The sequence below is a fragment of the Kribbella sp. NPDC056345 genome (assembly GCF_042262745.1).
In the GTDB taxonomy this organism is placed as follows: domain Bacteria; phylum Actinomycetota; class Actinomycetes; order Propionibacteriales; family Kribbellaceae; genus Kribbella.
In genome coordinates, this window is the sequence record NZ_JBHJQQ010000023.1 from 1 (window position 1) to 16,764 (window position 16,764).

The 16,764-nt window shown below is 67.7% G+C and carries 17 protein-coding genes; 8 read left to right on the forward strand and 9 right to left on the reverse strand.

Annotated elements, in window-relative coordinates; translation table 11 throughout:
* The 3 genes from ACFCV3_RS40550 to ACFCV3_RS40560 all read left to right on the forward strand — a co-directional run.
* Positions 1 to 1,191 (forward strand): M16 family metallopeptidase (locus ACFCV3_RS40550; RefSeq protein ID WP_376040257.1); only part of this gene is annotated, 1,191 nt, incomplete at its 5' end.
* Entirely contained in the window at positions 1,188 to 2,534 is a 1,347-nt protein-coding gene (locus ACFCV3_RS40555; protein WP_376040259.1) for a M16 family metallopeptidase, read from the forward strand. The genes ACFCV3_RS40550 and ACFCV3_RS40555, both read left to right, overlap by 4 nt.
* Before the next feature lie 9 nt (positions 2,535 to 2,543).
* Positions 2,544 to 2,882 (forward strand): hypothetical protein, encoded by a 339-nt coding sequence (locus tag ACFCV3_RS40560; RefSeq protein ID WP_376040261.1) that lies wholly within the window; start codon positions 2,544 to 2,546, stop codon positions 2,880 to 2,882.
* Between the two features lies 1 nt (position 2,883).
* On the opposite strand, the gene ACFCV3_RS40565 is transcribed toward ACFCV3_RS40560, so the two are convergent.
* The 3 genes from ACFCV3_RS40565 to ACFCV3_RS40575 all read right to left on the reverse strand — a co-directional run bounded on the left by ACFCV3_RS40565 (position 2,884) and on the right by ACFCV3_RS40575 (position 4,871).
* The gene (locus ACFCV3_RS40565; protein ID WP_376040263.1) at positions 2,884 to 3,636 is read right to left on the reverse strand and encodes a DUF4190 domain-containing protein; all 753 of its coding nucleotides are present in this window, start codon (positions 3,634 to 3,636) and stop codon (positions 2,884 to 2,886) included.
* A 55-nt stretch (positions 3,637 to 3,691) separates the two neighbouring features.
* The gene (locus ACFCV3_RS40570) at positions 3,692 to 4,117 is read right to left on the reverse strand and encodes a CBS domain-containing protein (protein WP_376040265.1); all 426 of its coding nucleotides are present in this window, start codon (positions 4,115 to 4,117) and stop codon (positions 3,692 to 3,694) included.
* Between the two features lie 121 nt (positions 4,118 to 4,238).
* A complete protein-coding gene (locus ACFCV3_RS40575; protein WP_376040267.1) occupies positions 4,239 to 4,871 on the reverse strand; it encodes a DUF4386 family protein in 633 nt (210 codons plus the stop codon).
* A gap of 132 nt (positions 4,872 to 5,003) precedes the next feature.
* On the opposite strand from ACFCV3_RS40575, the gene ACFCV3_RS40580 reads away from it, so the two are divergent.
* The 4 genes from ACFCV3_RS40580 (at position 5,004) to ACFCV3_RS40595 (ending at position 9,468) form a co-directional block, all read left to right on the forward strand.
* Positions 5,004 to 6,836: a sensor histidine kinase gene (locus ACFCV3_RS40580; RefSeq protein WP_376040270.1), complete on the forward strand. Its 1,833-nt coding sequence runs from the start codon at positions 5,004 to 5,006 to the stop codon at positions 6,834 to 6,836.
* Entirely contained in the window at positions 6,824 to 7,468 is a 645-nt protein-coding gene (locus ACFCV3_RS40585) for a LuxR C-terminal-related transcriptional regulator (protein WP_376040273.1), read from the forward strand. Before ACFCV3_RS40580 ends, ACFCV3_RS40585 begins: the two co-directional genes overlap by 13 nt.
* Before the next feature lie 79 nt (positions 7,469 to 7,547).
* Positions 7,548 to 8,771, forward strand: coding sequence for an MFS transporter (locus tag ACFCV3_RS40590; protein WP_376040276.1), 1,224 nt, complete (start codon positions 7,548 to 7,550; stop codon positions 8,769 to 8,771).
* A gap of 4 nt (positions 8,772 to 8,775) precedes the next feature.
* Positions 8,776 to 9,468, forward strand: a complete 693-nt coding sequence (locus ACFCV3_RS40595) for a hypothetical protein (RefSeq protein ID WP_376040279.1) — start codon at positions 8,776 to 8,778, stop codon at positions 9,466 to 9,468.
* A gap of 141 nt (positions 9,469 to 9,609) precedes the next feature.
* Here the strand turns inward: ACFCV3_RS40595 and rfbB are convergent, their stop codons facing one another.
* The 6 genes from rfbB to ACFCV3_RS40625 all read right to left on the reverse strand — a co-directional run bounded on the left by rfbB (position 9,610) and on the right by ACFCV3_RS40625 (position 16,035).
* Positions 9,610 to 10,599 (reverse strand): dTDP-glucose 4,6-dehydratase, encoded by a 990-nt coding sequence (gene rfbB / locus ACFCV3_RS40600; protein ID WP_376040281.1) that lies wholly within the window; start codon positions 10,597 to 10,599, stop codon positions 9,610 to 9,612.
* Complete coding sequence (rfbA, locus tag ACFCV3_RS40605) at positions 10,600 to 11,484, reverse strand: glucose-1-phosphate thymidylyltransferase RfbA (protein ID WP_376040284.1); 885 nt, start codon at positions 11,482 to 11,484, stop codon at positions 10,600 to 10,602.
* A 206-nt stretch (positions 11,485 to 11,690) separates the two neighbouring features.
* Positions 11,691 to 12,518: a carbohydrate ABC transporter permease gene (locus ACFCV3_RS40610; protein WP_376040287.1), complete on the reverse strand. Its 828-nt coding sequence runs from the start codon at positions 12,516 to 12,518 to the stop codon at positions 11,691 to 11,693.
* Positions 12,515 to 13,441 carry a carbohydrate ABC transporter permease gene (locus tag ACFCV3_RS40615; protein ID WP_376040290.1) on the reverse strand — a complete coding sequence of 309 codons (927 nt, stop codon included), beginning with the start codon at positions 13,439 to 13,441 and terminating at the stop codon, positions 12,515 to 12,517. Before ACFCV3_RS40615 ends, ACFCV3_RS40610 begins: the two co-directional genes overlap by 4 nt.
* A gap of 24 nt (positions 13,442 to 13,465) precedes the next feature.
* Positions 13,466 to 14,857, reverse strand: coding sequence for an extracellular solute-binding protein (locus ACFCV3_RS40620; RefSeq protein WP_376040293.1), 1,392 nt, complete (start codon positions 14,855 to 14,857; stop codon positions 13,466 to 13,468).
* 182 nt (positions 14,858 to 15,039) lie between these two features.
* The gene (locus ACFCV3_RS40625) at positions 15,040 to 16,035 is read right to left on the reverse strand and encodes a hypothetical protein (protein WP_376040296.1); all 996 of its coding nucleotides are present in this window, start codon (positions 16,033 to 16,035) and stop codon (positions 15,040 to 15,042) included.
* 109 nt (positions 16,036 to 16,144) lie between these two features.
* Here ACFCV3_RS40625 and ACFCV3_RS40630 point away from each other — a divergent pair, with 109 nt between their 5' ends.
* A complete protein-coding gene (locus ACFCV3_RS40630; RefSeq protein WP_376040299.1) occupies positions 16,145 to 16,741 on the forward strand; it encodes a TetR/AcrR family transcriptional regulator in 597 nt (198 codons plus the stop codon).
* Positions 16,742 to 16,764 lie beyond the last annotated feature (23 nt).

Sequence of the window (16,764 nt, forward strand, 5' to 3'; positions counted from 1 at the left end):
GCCGTCAACCTCTGGTACGACGTGGGTTCGCGTCACGAGCCACCCGGTCTGACCGGTTTTGCGCACCTGTTCGAGCACCTGATGTTCCAGGGGTCGCGCAACGTGCAGTCCGGCCAGCACTTCAGCCTGCTGGAGACCGTGGGTGCCAGTCTGAACGCGAGCACGTTCTTCGACCGCACGAACTACTTCGAGTCGCTGCCGAGCGGCGGTCTGGATCTGGCCCTGTGGCTGGAGGCCGACCGGATGGGTTATCTGCTCGACGCCCTCAACCAGGAGAACCTGGACAACCAGCGCGACGTGGTGAAGGAGGAGAAGCGGCAGAGCTACGACAACCGCCCGTACGGCGACTCGTACGAGCGACTGGTCCGGCTCCTCTTCCCCGAGAACCACCCGTACGCGCACATGACGATCGGCTCGATGGCCGACCTCGATGCGGCCTCGCTGGAGGACGTGCACGCGTTCTTCCGCACCTACTACGGCCCGAACAACGCCGTCCTGACGATCGTCGGTGACGTGTCGGTCGAGGACGCCTTCGACGCGGCCAAGCGGTACTTCGGTCACCTCCCGGCGATCCCGACCCCGCCGCCCGCTCCGGACGGCACGATCGGGCCGCTCACCGAGGTGCTGCGCGACGATGTGAAGGACGACGTACCGTCCGACCTGATCACGATGATGTTCCGCCTGCCGCCGGACGGGACTCCGGAGCTGGATGCGGCCGGGCTGGCGCTCGACGTACTGGCTGCCGGTCAGAGCGGCCGGCTGAACCGCCGTCTGGTCCGCGATGAGCAGATCGCCCAGTCCGTCTCCGGTGGCGCGCTCCCGCTGATCGGTGGCGTCTCCTTCGGCACCCTGACCGGGATCGCCTCGGACGGCATCGACCTGCAGAAGGTGGAGGACGCACTGCTCGAAGAGGTCGAGAAGCTGGCCGAGAGCGGTATCACCGCCGACGAGCTGGCCACCGTCCAGGCACAGGCCGAGCGGGACTGGCTGGAGCAGCTGTCGACCTGTGCAGGCCGTGCCGACGAGATTTCGCACCACGCGCTCCTGTTCGGCGACCCGAACCGGATCAACACCCGGATCGACCAGGTCCGCGCCGTCACGGCCGAGCAGGTCCAGGCCGCGGCCCGGGAGTGGATCCGGGCTTCCGGTCGCGCCCAGGTGACGTACCGCCGTACGGAGGAAGAAGTATGAGCCAGATGACCACCCCGCCGCCGGTCAGCCCGCCTGGTCCCTGGAAGTTCCCGGAGTCGACCACCACGACCACCAGCGCCGGTACGCCGGTGCACATCTTCGACCGCCCGGGCCAGTACGTCGCCACGGTCCGGGTCACCGTCGCGATGCCCCTGTTCGCGGAGCCACGGGAGCTCGAGGGGGTCGCGACGATCATGTCCCGCACCCTCGACGAGGGCACTGAGTTGCACTCGGCCAACGACTTCGCAGCGGCTCTCGAGCGGCACGGCGCGGCGTACGGCGTGGATGTCAGCTCGGACGCGCTGCACGTGGAGATCTCGGTCCCGGTGTCGCATCTGGCCCCGGCCGTGAAGCTGCTGGCCGAGGCGGTCACGCGGCCCGCGTTCAACGTCGCCGATGTCGGGCGGCACGTGACGATCCGGCTCGGTGAGATCAACCAGGAGAAGGCGAACGCCGGCTACCGCGCTCGCGAGGCCTTCGCCGCCTACCTGTTCGACGCCTCGACCCGACGCTCCCGCCCGACCGCAGGGACGCCGGACACCATCCGTCCGCTGACCAACGTGCAGGTGGCCGAGTTCTACCGGAAGAACATCGGTCCGGCGCGTGCTCAGATCCTGTTCGCGGGTGACGCCACCGGTGTGGACGTGGCCGCGATCGTCGACGACGCCTTCGGAGACTGGCGGGCCGAGGTCGGTCCCGCGCTGGAGACTCCGGAGCCGCTGTACCTGTCGGGTGACCGCGTGGTGCTGGTGGACCGGCCAGGCTCGGTGCAGAGCCAGCTGGTGATCGGCTGCGCCGGTCCGGACCGTCGCAGCGCCGCCTGGGGCCCAGCCGCCGTGGCGAACCACGTGGTCGGTGGCACCATCACCTCCCGCGTGGACACCGTGCTGCGCGAGGAGAAGGGCTACACGTACGGCACGCGCAGCAGCTTCGCAGCACCCCGCAAGGGCGGCACGTTCACGCTGGGTGGCGCAGTCCGCACCGAGGTGACCGGTGCGGCGATCGGTGACGCACTGCGGATCCTCCGCGAGGCCCGTGACGGGCTGACCGAGCAGGAGGTCCAGGAGGCCAAGGACAGCCTCACGCTGACCGCACCGCTGCGCTACGAGCAGGCGGACTCGATCATCCAGCAGGTGGCCAGCAACATCGCGAACGGCGTACCCATCGACTTCGCCGACACCTACATGCAGCGGATCGCCGCCACCACCGCCGAGCAGGCCACTGCGGCCTACCGGGAGTACGTGGGAACCAACGGGCTACTCGTTGTCGTCGTAGGGGAAGCCAAGGACGTCAGGCCGCAGCTCACCGAGCTCGGGCTGGGGGAACTGATCGAACTGACCTGAGGAGAACGGATGTCGTACACCGACGCCACCGACCGGACGCACACGTTCTACCCGGTCCAGCCCGGCTCCCCGCACCAGCCGGCGTACGGCATCCTTCAGGACAACTCCCAGGCGACCGTCGCGGTCGTCCTGGGAGCGATCGCCATCTGCACCGGCCTGCTCTTCCTGTCACCGGTCGCGTGGTGGCTCGGTTCGCAGTCGCTGGCCGAGATCGACGCGGCGCCCGGCGTCTACAACAACCGCGGCATGGCGCAGGCCGGCCGCATCCTCGGCATCGTCGGTACGGCGCTGATGGCCGCCGGCCTGCTCTTCTTCGTCCTCATGCTGACCACGTTCGTGGCCATCTGAGCTACTTGGTCGGGACGACCAAGCAACTCGCGCCCCGGTCGCCGAGGCTCCAGCTGCTCTCGACCGGGGCCAGCAGGAAGATGTCGGACGGCTTGTCCGTCTTCCGCTTCAACGCAGCCCACCGAGCGCTGCACTCCTTCTCGACGGTGGCCTGCACAGCGGCCAGCCCCGGCCACTTCCCGGCCGGCAGCTGGAACACGGCGTACACCTCGCCGCCGTTCGGCCCGCTGCAGGGCACCAGCTTCATGCCCCGGATCTCCTCGTCCTCCTGGACACTCGCGACGCAGTCGCCCACCTTCAGCTTGGTCGGCTTCACGTTCGTCGTGGTGGTCACCTGCCCCGAGGCGTCCCGGTCCGGCTCGTCGGCAGTCGCCAGCGCGACCACGATCCCGACCCCGATCAGCAGCACCCAGACACCTGAGATCGCGATACCGGCGATTGCCAGACCCCGGCCGTTCTGGTTGCGCTGCTTGACCTGGCGCAGCGCGATGACGCCCAGGATGACGCTGAACAGCACCATGCTGAGGATGCCGAGGATCAACGACGCGATCGCGAGCCCGTTGGTGCCTTGGGGCGGCCCCTGCTGATACGGGTTGCCCTGGATCGGCGACATCGGCGGCATGCCGTACGGCGGCGGCTGCTGCCCGTACGGCGGCTGGCCCCCGTACTGCGGTGGTCCGGGCTGACCGGGGTACGGCGGCTGGCCGCCCGGGGGCGGACCGGGAGGCCCGGCCGGGGGTGGAGTCTGACTCATGGTCGGACTGTAAGCCCACGGGCCGGACCTGTCCGGAATTATGGCCGGACCGGTATTAACTGGAGATGTAGTTGGACAGCTGCTCCTTCTCGAACTCCAGCTCCCCGATCCGGGACTTGACCACGTCACCGATGCTGACCAGGCCGGTCAGGGCACCGTCCACGACGACCGGGACGTGCCGGATCCGGTGCTCGGTCATCAGCCGCATCAGGTTGTCGATCAGGTCGTCCGGCGTACAGGTGCGGACCTCGGCGGTCATGATCGCGCTCACCCGGACCTCGCCGGCCTCCGGCGTACCGTTCCAGAGCCGGACCACGTCGCGCTCGGAGACGATGCCGGCCACCGATGTCCCGTCGGCACTCACCACCACCGCACCGATGTTGTGTTCGGCCAGCAGGGCAAGGAGTTCGGTGACGGTGGCCTGCGGCGAGATGGTGACCACCTCGTGACCCTTGCCGCGCAGTACGTCGTTGATCTTCACGGAGCCTCCTGCAGATCGAGGGGGGACCAATACCCCAAGGTAGCGAAAAGACCACTGACGCGGCAGGTCTCATCTCAGAAACGCGGGGTGACGACGATGTCACCCCGCGTTGTGAAGGTCTTCACAAGGTGCCGACGGCAACGGACTCCCTGGTTTGCGCCCCGAGCACGACCCACAGCAGCCCGATCATCGCGAGAATCGCACCGCCGACAACGAAGGACAGCACCGGTCCGGGCGCGGTCAGCATCAGTCCGGCGCCACCGATCCCCGTGACGAGTGCGGCCGCCCGCGGGACCCGGCGGCTGCGGAACAGCCCGATCGCCAGCAGCACCGCGCCGATCGCGCCGATCAGCAACGCGAGCACGAAGGACACGAACACGGGCGCAGTGTTGAGCCGCTCGAGCAGGGCCGCGGCCGCTGCCCGATCCGGCTCCTGGGCCAACCGACCGGCCACCAGGGCGAACACCGCCACCGCGAACATGCCGAACGCGCCGACGACACTCAGAGCGGCACCCGCCATTCCGAGGCGGTTCCGCGCAATTCTGGCCAGTCCCAGCGCAGTAGCGACGTACAGGATCGCGCTGGCGGCTGCGAGCAGCGCACCGAGGTCGTTGCGCGCACTGGCCTCCCCGAGCGCGGCCAGGTAGCGCGTGGTGTCGAGCTGGTCGGACTGGTCCTGGTACTGCGGTGTCATCAGCGCCCGTGCGATCACGGCGACGAGCGGTGCACTGAGCAAGGTGACGAAGAGCTTCATGGGATCCTCCCCCTGAGTTGGTGTCTCGACTCTCTCGCCGTACGGCGGTCTGGCGCTTCGGAGCGGTCCCCGGACTTCGGCTCAGGGTCTGCCCCGAAGACCTGAGCTGGTTTCGGTGTCACCATCGGCTTTGTGGGGGTACTCCGGAGTCGCCTGCTCGCGACCGCCAGCTGCGCGCTCGTGGCTGCGGTGGTCGCGGCTGCGGTCGTGGTCGACCAGCGGCTGCCTGCGTCGAGGCTGTTCGGGCTGGACGATCTGCCGTTCCTGGTCGCGCTGGGCAGTGCCGCGGCGGTCGGCGCCGTACTGGCGTTCCATCGCCCGGAGCATCCGGTCGGCTGGCTGTTCCTCGCGCTCAGCGGCAGCTTCGCCCTGACCGGGCTGCTCGAGGCGTCCGCGCATCCGCTGACTGAGGTCACGTTCATCACGTGGTTCGTCCTGCTGGCGTCGATCCTGCACCTGACGCCAACCGGGCAACCACTGTGGCGATGGGTACTCCCTGCGACGATCGGCGTCGGTGCTGTCTGGTTCGTCACGGCGCTGGTCGATCTGCAACCGCTGCGCACGGTGGCTGGCGTACTGACCGGTGTCGGGCTGGTAGTGGCGGGACTCTCACTGCTCGTGCGCTTCCGCCGCGCCGATCGCGTCGTACGGCGGCAACTGCTCTGGCTGGCCGTGGCCGTCGTACCGCTGCCCGCCTTCGTGGCGATCGCGTTCTACGCCTCGCCGGACCACCCCGTGCTGCTGTCGATCGCAACCAGCGGATTCATCGTGCTGATCCCGATCGCGGCCGGACTGGCGATTGCGCAGTACCACCTGTACGACGTCGAGCGCATCCTCAGCCGCGCGGTCACCTACCTGCTCGTCTCGGGCGTACTCGGATTCACCTTCGCCGCTGTCGCCTTCACCGCCGGCCGCCTGGCCGGCAGCCGCAGCACCTCGTCGATTCCCGCCATCGCGGGGACCCTGGCGGCCGTCGTACTGGCCGGCCCGCTCTACCGAGCCTTCCAGGAAGCCGTCGACCGCCGCTTCAACCGCCGCCGCTTCGACGCCCTCGCCATCGTCCGCGCGTACATCCGCGAGCCCGGCACCCAATCAGTCGAAGCCGTCCTCCGCGAGGCACTCCACGACCCACACCTCACCACCGCCTACTGGATCCCCGACCGCTCCCAATGGGTAACCCCCACCGGCCAGCCCCTCCCCGCCACCCCCACGCCCGGCGCGGTCGTGGTTCGGCGCTTCGATCGGGACGTTGCTCGGATCTCCATCTCCCCGGGCACCGACCCCGATATTGCTCGGGCTGCCGCCAGTGAGGCTTTGCCCGAGTTGGAGAACGCCGGACTGCGGGCTGCGATCAGCCTGCAACTGGTCGAGGTTCGCGAGTCCCGGGCGCGGATCGCGACCGCCCAGCTCACCGAGCGCCGCCGGATCGAGCGCGACCTGCACGACGGCGCCCAGCAGCGCCTGCTCGCCCTGGCGCTCAACCTCCGAGCGGCCCAGCTCAACGGCACCGCCCTCCCGGCCGCCGTCGACGGCGCGATCGCCGAGCTCCAAGGCGCCGTCGCCGAACTGCGTGCCCTCGCGAACGGCCTCTACCCGGTCGGCGACGCCGGCCTCGCCCCGGCCGTCGACGAACTCACCGGCCGCCTACCGTTGCCAGTAGCAACCAATATCACCGATCGGCGGTTCGGGCCCGCCGTGGAGGCGACCGCCTGGTTCATCATCTGCGAAGCGCTGACCAACGCGGTCAAGCACTCCGACGCCAGCCGGCTCGCGGTATCGGTCGCGCTCTCCGGCGACAGCGTCGTCGTACAGATCGAGGACGACGGACGCGGTGGCGCGGACCCGAACGGCACCGGCCTGCGCGGTATCGCGGATCGCGCCGAGGCCGCTGGTGGCTCGCTCACCGTCTCCGCGCGCCCCGGCGGCGGGACGCGCGTGGCCGGGGAGCTGCCATGCGAGTCGTGATCGCCGACGACTCCGTCCTGCTTCGGGAGGGCCTGGCGCGCCTCCTTGCCGAGGCCGGTATCGAGGTCTGCGCACTGACCGGCGACGCCGAAACTCTCGAACAGGCCGTCACCGACCACGCCCCCGATGTCGCCGTGATCGATATCCGGATGCCCCCGACGTACACACACGAAGGCGCCCGCGCCGCCACCCGCCTGCGCGACCGCGATCCCCGCCTCGGCATCCTCCTGCTCTCCCAGTCGCTGGAGAGCCAGTACGCCGCCGATCTGGCCCGGCGGTCGCCGCGCGGATTCGGATACCTGCTCAAGGATCGAGTGGTCGACGTCGCCACCCTCGTCGACACCATCACCCGGGTCGCCACCGGCGGTACCGTCCTCGACCCCGATGTCGTCAGCCACCTCCTCGGCCGCCAGACCACCCGCAACCGGCTCGCCGTCCTGTCCGAACGCGAACGCCAGGTCCTCGCGCTGATGGCCCAGGGACGTTCCAACCAAGCCATCTGCCGCCAACTGACCCTGACCCCGAAAACCATCGAGAGCCACATCACCAGCATCCTCACCAAGCTGGATCTCCCACCCCAGTCCGACGACCACCGCCGCGTCCTCGCCGTCCTCGCCTTCCTCAACCCCTAGACGCGGACCGCTGATTCCGGAGACCCGTGGATCGATCCGCCCGTAGGATCACCGGGTCCGGGACGAGCGAGGGGGATGGATGAGCTGGCGGCAGGATCTCGCCGTACTGCGGCACCGGGATGTCCGGTTGTTCATCACGTCCCGGTTCGTGTCGATCCTCGGCTCGACGATCGCCCCGGTCGCGCTGGTGTTCGCCGTACTGGATGTGTCGCCCTCGGCGAGCGCGGTCGGCACGGTACTCGCCGCACGCAGCATCCCGAACATCGTCTTCCTGCTGATCGGCGGCGTGATCTCCGACCGCCTGCCCCGCCACCTCGTGGTACTGGTGGCGAACACGATCAGCGGCCTCACCCAGGCGCTCGCCGCCGCGCTCGTGCTGTCCGGGCACGCGACGATCTGGCAACTGGCCGTGATCGAGGCGGTCAACGGTGCCGCCGCCGCGTTCGTGATGCCGGCGATGACCGGCGTACTCCCGTCGATCGTCGACAAGGCCGACCTGCCGCAGGCGACGGCGATCTCCGGCTTCGCCCGGTCGGCCGCCATGATCGGCGGCGGCGCCGTGGCCGGTGTCATCGTCGGGCTGACCGGTCCCGGGATCGGGCTGGCCGTCGATGCCGTGACCTTCCTGCTCGCCGCTGCCCTGATCTCCCGGCTGAAACTGCCACCCGTCGTCCGCGAGGCCTCCTCGATGATCACGGACCTCCGGGAAGGCTGGAGCGAATTCGCCTCCCGGCAGTGGGTCTGGGTCGTCGTCCTCGGGTTCGGTCTGCTCAACGTCCTGTTCACCGCCTGCTACCAAACCCTCGGCCCGGTGATCGCCGACCGCACCTTCGGCCGCGCCGGCTGGGGTGCGGTGAGCGCGTGTTTCGGCGCCGGCCTGGTGATCGGCGGCCTGCTCATGCTCCGCCTCAAACCGCGCTACCCGCTCCGCGCCGGGATGGCGGGGATGTTGCTCGGGGCGCCGATCATGTTCTGCCTGGCCCTGTTCCCGCAGGCGATCGCGGTGGCCGTGGCCGCATTCGTGATGGGCCTCGGGTTCGAGATCTTCGGGATCGGCTGGGAGACCGCGCTCGGTCAGCACGTCCCCCTCGACAAGCTGTCCCGGGTGTCGTCGTACGACATGCTCGGCTCGTTCATCGCGAACCCCGTCGGCCAACTCACCGTCGGGTACGTCGCCGCCGCCCTCTCGGTCAAGGCCGTCGAGCTGTACGGCGCGACCCTCTACGTGCTGATCATCATCGGCACCCTCGTCGTCCCGTCGATCTGGAACCTGCGCCGACTGGACCACGCACCAGTAGGCTGACCCGGTGAGCTCAATCGTGCCGGGACCGCAGCAGAAGTTCGAGCAAGACATCGACGCCGCTCGTTCCGGCGCCAAGCCGCTGTCTGCGGGCGATCTGAACCCGACGGCTCCCCAGCACTCCGGCCTGAGCGGCCTCGACGAGTGGCCGGACGCGCTGCGCTCCACGGTCGAGGCAGACTACGAGCGCACGACCGCTCTCACCACCAACCGCCGCAAAACGGCCGACAGCTTCGTCCCCGCCCTGCTCAAGGGCCTCACCGAGCTCGTCGACCAGATCGACACCCACCTCCAGTCGATCAAGCCGGGCCTGTTCGGCAAGAGCACTCCGACCGAGCCACCGTCCACCGACCTCGCCGAGCTGCTAGGTCTCCCCACCGACGCCGTCACCGCCACCCCCGGCCGCTCCGAGCACAAGGAAGCCGCCCGCACCATCAAGGCGATCCGCGACCAGCTCAAGTCCCAAGAACGCCACCCGGACCCGCTGGCCCGCGAAATCCCGATCGACCACGCCAAACTCACCCGGCTGGTCACCTTCACCGTCCGCCTCGCCGTCATCCTCACCCAAGCCCCCGAAGCGGCCCCCCTCATCCCCACCGCCCTCGAAGCCTTCGCCGAAGGCACCCCCGACCCCCAGGTCGACGAAACCTTCGCCGAAAAACTCGAGTTCTGGCAAGAAACCTACGAAGACCTCGCCTGACCGCCGTACCGACAGCGGGCGATCCTCCGCCGGCCGGCCCCGATCACGCGGACGGATAACCCCTGGTGTTGCCCGTTCTCCTCCCCGTAGACGAGCCGAGAACGGGCAACAAGGACGGATATCCGTGCTTGTGCGCGAGGGTCAGGGGGTGTCGGCGTAGCGGGCTTCGGTGGTGGCTTTCGCAGCTCGCCACCAGGGTTCGTGGTCGCGGTACCAGGTGATGGTGTCGGCCAGGCCGGATTCGAAGTCGGGGTGTTGCGGGGTCCAGCCGAGTTCGGTGCGGAGTTTGGTGGAGTCGGTGGCGTAGCGGAGGTCGTGGCCGGGGCGGTCGGGGACCAGGTCGTAGGCGTCGGGCGGCTGGTCCAGGAGGCGGAGGATCGTTTCGGTGACCTGTTTGTTGGAGCGTTCCTGGCCGGAGCCGATCAGGTAGGTGTCGCCGAGCCGGCCGTCGCGCAGGATTTTCTGTACGGCGGCGTTGTGGTCGTCGACGTGGGTCCACTCGCGGACGTTGGCGCCGGCGCCGTACACCTTGGGACGGCTTCCCGTGAGCACGCTGGTGATGTGGCGCGGGATGAGCTTCTCGACATGCTGGTACGGGCCGTAGTTGTTGGCGCAGTTGGAGATCGTGGCGGCGATCCCGTACGAGCGGGTCCACGCCCGGACCAGGTGGTCGGAGCTCGCCTTGCTGGCCGAGTACGGCGACGACGGGTCGTACCGCGTTTCCTCGGTGAACCGCGTGCCGGTGTCGAGCGACAGCGCACCGAACACCTCGTCGGTCGAGATGTGGTGCAGGCGGACGTCGTACCGGCGTACTGCCTCGAGGATGTTGAACGTGCCGACCACGTTGGTCCGGATGAACGGCGCCGGATCGCCGAGCGAGTTGTCGACATGCGACTCGGCGGCGAAATGGACGACGACATCCGTCTGCCCGACCAGCCGATCGACCAGCGCCGTGTCGGCGATATCGCCTTCGACGAACTCGATGTCGTCCGCCACCGGCGCCAGGTTGCGGACATCACCGGCGTACGTGAGGGCATCCAGCACAGTGATCCGGCCGTACGCCGATATGGCGCTCTGCACGAAGTTGGCGCCGATGAATCCGGCTCCGCCGGTCACCAGGATCCGGTCCATCTACACCACCACGTTGGTGCGCGGCTGTTTCAGCAACGCCAGCAGATATTCGCCGTACCCGGAATTGCGCAGTGGCTCGGCGAGCAGCCGGAGGTCGTCGTCACTGATGAACCCCTGCCGCCACGCGGCCTCCTCGACACAACCGACCTTGAGCCCGGTGCGATTCTCCAGCACCCGCACGAAGTCGGAAGCATCCGCCAACGACTCGATCGTCCCAGTGTCGAGCCAGACCGATCCACGATCCAGCTGCTGGACCTGCAGTTTGCCGCGGCGCAGGTACTCCTGGTTCACATCGGTGATCTCGAGCTCGCCGCGTGCACTCGGCTGCAGCGATCGCGCGATCTCCAGCACGTCGTTGTCGTAGAAGTACAGACCGACCACGGCAAAGTTCGACCGTGGCTCACTCGGCTTCTCCTCGATCCCGATCGCCCGCCGATCCGCATCGAACTCCACCACGCCGTACCGCCGCGGATCCGCCACGGTATAAGCGAAAACCACGCCACCGTCCGGATCCGCCCGGACCTTCAGCTCATCGGAGAACCCGTCCCCGTAGAACAGGTTGTCCCCCAGGATCAGCGCCACCGCACCGTCGCCGATGAACTCCTCCGCCACCAGGAACGCCTCGGCAATCCCGTTCGGCCGAGCCTGCACCGCATAACTGAACGTGCACCCGAACTGTGCTCCGTCCCCCAGCAACCGCCCGAAACTCGCGCTGTCCTCCGGAGTCGTGATGATCAGGATGTCGTTGATCCCCGCACTCATCAACGTGGCCAGCGGGTAGTAGATCATCGGCTTGTCGTAGATCGGCATCAGGTGCTTCGAGATCCCCCGAGCCATCGGGTACAACCGCGTCCCCGACCCACCAGCCAGCACGATCCCTTTCATCAAGCCTCCTCCCCCGCACCCTAAGTCGACTACTTGCCCCCCACAACCACCCCGGCGAGTCGCCTAACGCAGCACGAAGGACAGGAGGTACTCCCGGCCCGAGGCCTTCGACACGCTCCGCCTCCCACCACAAACCGCCCGACGGCCCCACACCTCCTGTCGCTCGTGCACTCGCCGCGCAGCGGTGGCCGTTGCGCGGCGGTTGCCTAGCCTTTGATGGCGCCGCCGAGGGCGAAGGCGCCGCCTAGTTTCTTGCTGAGGAGCAGGTACAGCAGCAGGACGGGCATGGTGTAGATCAGGGAGTAGGCGGCCAGCTGGCCGTAGTTGGGTTCTCCGTACTGGCCGAAGAAGGTGAAGATGCTGACGGAGGCGGGGAGTCGCTCCGGAGAGAGCAGGAGCATGAAGGGGACGAAGAAGTTTCCCCACATGCCGATGAAGGTGAAGATCAGCACCACCGCGATCCCGGGCCACATCAGTGGGAGCACGATGCTTTTCAGGGCCCGCATGTTGCTGGCACCGTCGACCCACGCCGCCTCTTCCAGCGAGATCGGTACGCCGTCCATGAAGGTCTTGGTCAGCCAGATCGCGAACGGCAACGAGCTCGTGGCCATGAACATGATCGTGCCGCCCAGCGTGTCCACCAGATTCAGCTGAACGAACAACCCGTACACGGGAACCATGACCGCGGTGATCGGCAACCCCGTACAGAACAGCACCGTCAGCAGGAACGGCCGGTTGAAGCGGGACTTGAACCGCGACAGCGGGTACGCCGCCAAGACCGCGCACACCATGGTGAGCAACGCCGCCCCGCCGCACAGCACGATGCCGTTGAGCACCGGCCGGTACGTCGTGTCGGTGTTCAGCACGGCCTTGAAGTTCCCGAGCGTCGGGCTCGTCGGGAACTCGACCCGCAGTCCCGCCGTCCGGTTGATCGACGCGAACAGCACCCACAGCAACGGGAGCACGAACAAGATGCCGATGGCAAGCAGGATCAGGTTCGAGGCCAGCTTGCTCAGACGGTCGCGGGCAATCACGCTGCCTCCGAGTTGAGTCCACGCAGGTAGATCAGCGAGAAGACGGCGCCGATCGCCAGCATCACCAGGGCGATCGCGGTCCCGTAGCCGATCTGGGAGAAGCTGAACGCCTGCTCGTACATGTACAGCGGCAGCGTCTGGGACTTGGTCCCGGGACCACCGCGGGTCATTGCGTAGATCAGACCGAACACGCTCAGCGTCTGCAGCGTGATCAGCATCAGGTTGGTCATGATCGCGCGGCTGATCATCGGCAGCGTCACGAACACGAGCCGCCGCCAGCCGCCGGCGCCGTCCATCTCGGCCGACTCCTCGATCTCCTTCGGCACCTCGCTCAGCGCCGCCGAGTACACCAGCATCGAGAACGCCGTACCGCGCCAGATGTTGGCCAGCGAGACCGCGATGATCGGTGCCGCGTACAACCAGTCCTGACCGGGCAGGCCGACCCAGTGCAGCATCACGTTCAGCGTGCCCTCCTCGTTGAAGAACGCCGAGAGCAGGTAGGCCGCCACCACCTCGGGCAGCACCCACGCACCGATGACCGCCGTACCGACGAAGTTGCGGACCACCTTGGTGGACTTGCGCATCAGCAGCGCCAGCCCGAGCCCGAGGGTGTTCTGGCCGATGATCGCGGAGACCAGCGTGAACACCAGGGTCAGCCAGATCGCGTTGCTGAACGCACCGCTGCCGAAGGCCTTGCGGAAGTTGTCCAGGCCGACGAACGTCACGTTCGCCGCACCGGTACCGGTGAGCGCCATGTTCGTGAAGGCGGCGTATATGCAGTACAGGATCGGGCCGGCCAGGAAGACCAGCATGAGTCCGATGGCCGGGGTGAGCGGCAGCATCTTGAACAGGTTCGCGGTCCGCGGCTTCCCGTTGCGTCCGGGCTTGGACGCAACGGGAGCCGGAGCGACAGTCGTCGTCACAGGGAGGGTTCCTTCGCGAAGGGACTACTGGCCTGAGGTCGTCTTGTCCTTACCGACAATGCCTTCGACGGCTTCGTCGTAGTTCTTCGCGGCCTCGTCCACCGAGGACTGTCCGGTCATCACCGCCTCCATCGCGGTGATGATCTCGTTCGAGACCTTCGGGTACTCCGCGTAGGCCGGCCGGTACACGGTCACCGAGACCAGGTCGGTGAAGAACTGCGTGCTCTTCGACGAGCTCTTGTAGCCCTCGTCGGCGGCGACATCCTTCCGGACGGCGATCTGCGCGCCGTCGGTCGCGTACTTGGCCGCGTTCTTCTGGGTCTGCAGGGTCTTGATCAGGTTCCAGGCCGCGTCGGGGTTCTTCGACTTGGCCGGGATCGCCCAGGTCCAGCCACCGGAGAGGCTGACCTTGCCCTTACCGCCGCCGTCCTGGGTCGGCATCGCGGTCTGGCCCATCACCTCGGTCCACTGCGGCCACGGCTTGGCGCCGGTCTTCTGCCAGTTGCCGTAGATCCAGGAGCCGTCCAGCGCGATGCCGAGCTTGCCCTCGGGGAGCAGTTCGGTGCCGACCTTGGAGCCCATGTTCGGGTCCAGGGCCTGCTTCGGGGACGGGCCGATGCCCTCGGAGAAGACGGTCTTGACGAAGTTCAGCGAGTCCTTGAAGCCCTGGCTGCCGACGACCCACTTCTGCTGCTCGCTGTTGTAGAGCGTGTCCTTCGTGCCGTACAGCAGCATCTCGAAGCCCTGCATGGCCGAGGCCTCACCCATCGGCTTGCCGGAGTACATGTTGAACGGGGTGACGCCGGGGACCTTGGCCTTGATGGTCCGGGCCGCGCTCAGGACGTCGTCCCACGTCTTCGGCTGCCAGTCGGTCGGTAGTCCGGCCTTGGCGAAGATCTGCTTGTTGTACCAAAGTGCCCGGGTGTCCGTGCCGTCCGGTACGCCGTACGTCTTACCGTCCAGCGCCTTGGCCGCGCCCTTGGCGGTGTCCTCGAACTGGCTCCACTGGTCCCACTTCGAGATGTACTCGTCGAGCGGCCGCAGGTAGCCCGCGGTGATGTCGGAGTTGATCAGGAAGGTGTCTTCGTAGACCACGTCCGGTGCGGTGTTCGGCGACCGCATCATCAGCTGCAGCTTGGTGTAGTAGTCGTTCTCACTCGCCACGATCGGCAGGATCTCGACCGTCGATCCGGGGTTGGCCGCCTCGTACTCGGCCTTCACGCCGCCGAGGAAGGTCTTCATGGTCGTGCCCGGGCCCCATTGCTGGTAGGCGATCTTGATGTTCGCCGGGCCACTGCTCTGACCACCGGATTCCGGCTGCTTGGTGCTCGACCCCTGACTACAGGCCGAGACCGCCAGCAGCAGCGCGGACGCGGCCAGCGCGCCCACCGCCTTGAAACGCTTTCTTGTCACCATCAGGTCCACCTTCGGGCAATCGTTGTCATCCCGGTACCACGACCCAAACAGAGCAGGCTTTTGGCGAACTTAGGAGGCTGACGGCCGTGAAGTCAATGGGTGACAGACAACGTTGTCCTCGCTGGCAGGCAGCAACGCGGTGACCTTGTCATAACAATCAGGTCACCGCGCCGAAACATCGTTCAGACCGTAACGGGCGAAGCCTCGTGACGGCCATGGACGACACGTTGCGACCGCATCGCGCCCAAGCCACAGAGGAACAGCCCGACGGCAAGCCACGCGCCGAGTACGACGAACGCCGTACCGGACCCGGCCCCGTCGAAGAAACTCACCGAGCGCAACGCCGTACCAGCGGCTCCTGGCGGTAGCAGCTGACCGAACGCGCCCCACCCGCTCGGCAGCATCTCCGGCGCACTCGTCAGCCCCGACAGCGGGTTGCCGAGCAGCATCATCAACGCGGCCCCGACGCCGAGCCCGGCCAATCCGAACAGCCACTCCAGTCCGAGCAGCGTCAGGCTGATCGCCGCGATCGACAGCGCGATCACGCCGGAGTTCGCGAAGTAGTTGCCTTCGAAGGACCCGAGCCAGAACTGCAGTACGGCGGTCAGTGCGAGCCCGCCCGTGATGGCCAGGCCGACCGCGCCGATCATCCGCCGGCTGCCGGACGAGATGCGCATGGTCAGCACAGCCGCGGTCATGATGCCGCCGAGTACCAGCGGAAGCGCACCGGCAGCCAGACCAGCACCTCGCGGGTCATCCGCGGGCAGCGGCACGATGTCGGTCACCTTGGCCGGACGCTCCGGCGACAACCGGGTGGCCAGCTGAGCCAGCAACTGAGCAACCACGGGCCCACCAGCCGAAGCAGTCAGCACCTCGGGCTGCGCCGGGTCGAGCACGATCGCGCCGTACACCTCGCGATCCTCGATCTTCTGCGCGGCGGCGGCCCTGTCGGTCACCTGCGTGATCTCGAAGCCGCCCGGCATCGCTTGCTCCAGCCCGGCCTGGACCTGGCCGACCGCCTGGCTCGGACCGGCGACAGCGATCGGTACGTCGCGGGGCGCGGACCGGGCGGCCGGCCAGGCGAACGCGATCAGCAGCACGGTGAGCACGGCGGTGAGCAGCAGAACGACGGCAACCAGGGGCGGCTGGCGGTGCTCGGCCTGCGCCTCAGCAGTCATGAGGGGGACTCCTTCTCGAACTAAACCGAATGACCGTTCTTTATTGATTCCGAGCGTGCCGCAGGGTGGCTCGCTTGTCAAGAACGGACATTCGTTTTAAGTTCGCGGTATGCCGAAGGTGACCGAGGAACATCGCGTGGCCCGCCGCGCCCAGATCGTTGCGGCCGCGCGCTCCTGCGTACTCGAGCAGGGTTTCCACAAGGCGACGATGGCCGACGTGATCGCGGCCTCCGGCCTGTCCGCCGGTGCCGTTTACGGCTACTTCAAGAGCAAGGAGGAGATCGTCGCGGCGATCGCCGAGGAAGCGCTCAGTAACGTCGACGAGCTGTTCGAGACCGTCCTGGTCACCGACGAGCCGGTGCATCCGGTGATGGTGATGGAGCGCGTCCTGAACCACATCATCACGATCGCCGAGCGCCCCGGCGGCGACGTCACCCGGATCGGGGTGCAGGCGTGGTCCGAGGCGCTGCGCAACCCTGCCGTGATGGAGATTGCCGGCGGCAAGTACCGGATGCTGCGCACCCGCTTCGCCGAAGTCGCCCGCCGCGCCCAGGCCGACGGCACCATCGACGCCGGCGTCGACCCCGAGCATGTCGCCCAGGTCCTGTTCGGTTTCGTGCCCGGTTTCATCCTGCAGCGCCTGATCATCGGCGACGTCACCCCCGAGTCCTACACCGCCGGACTGCGCGCGCTGTTCAAGAGCTGAGCTGCTCAAGTCATCAGACCTCC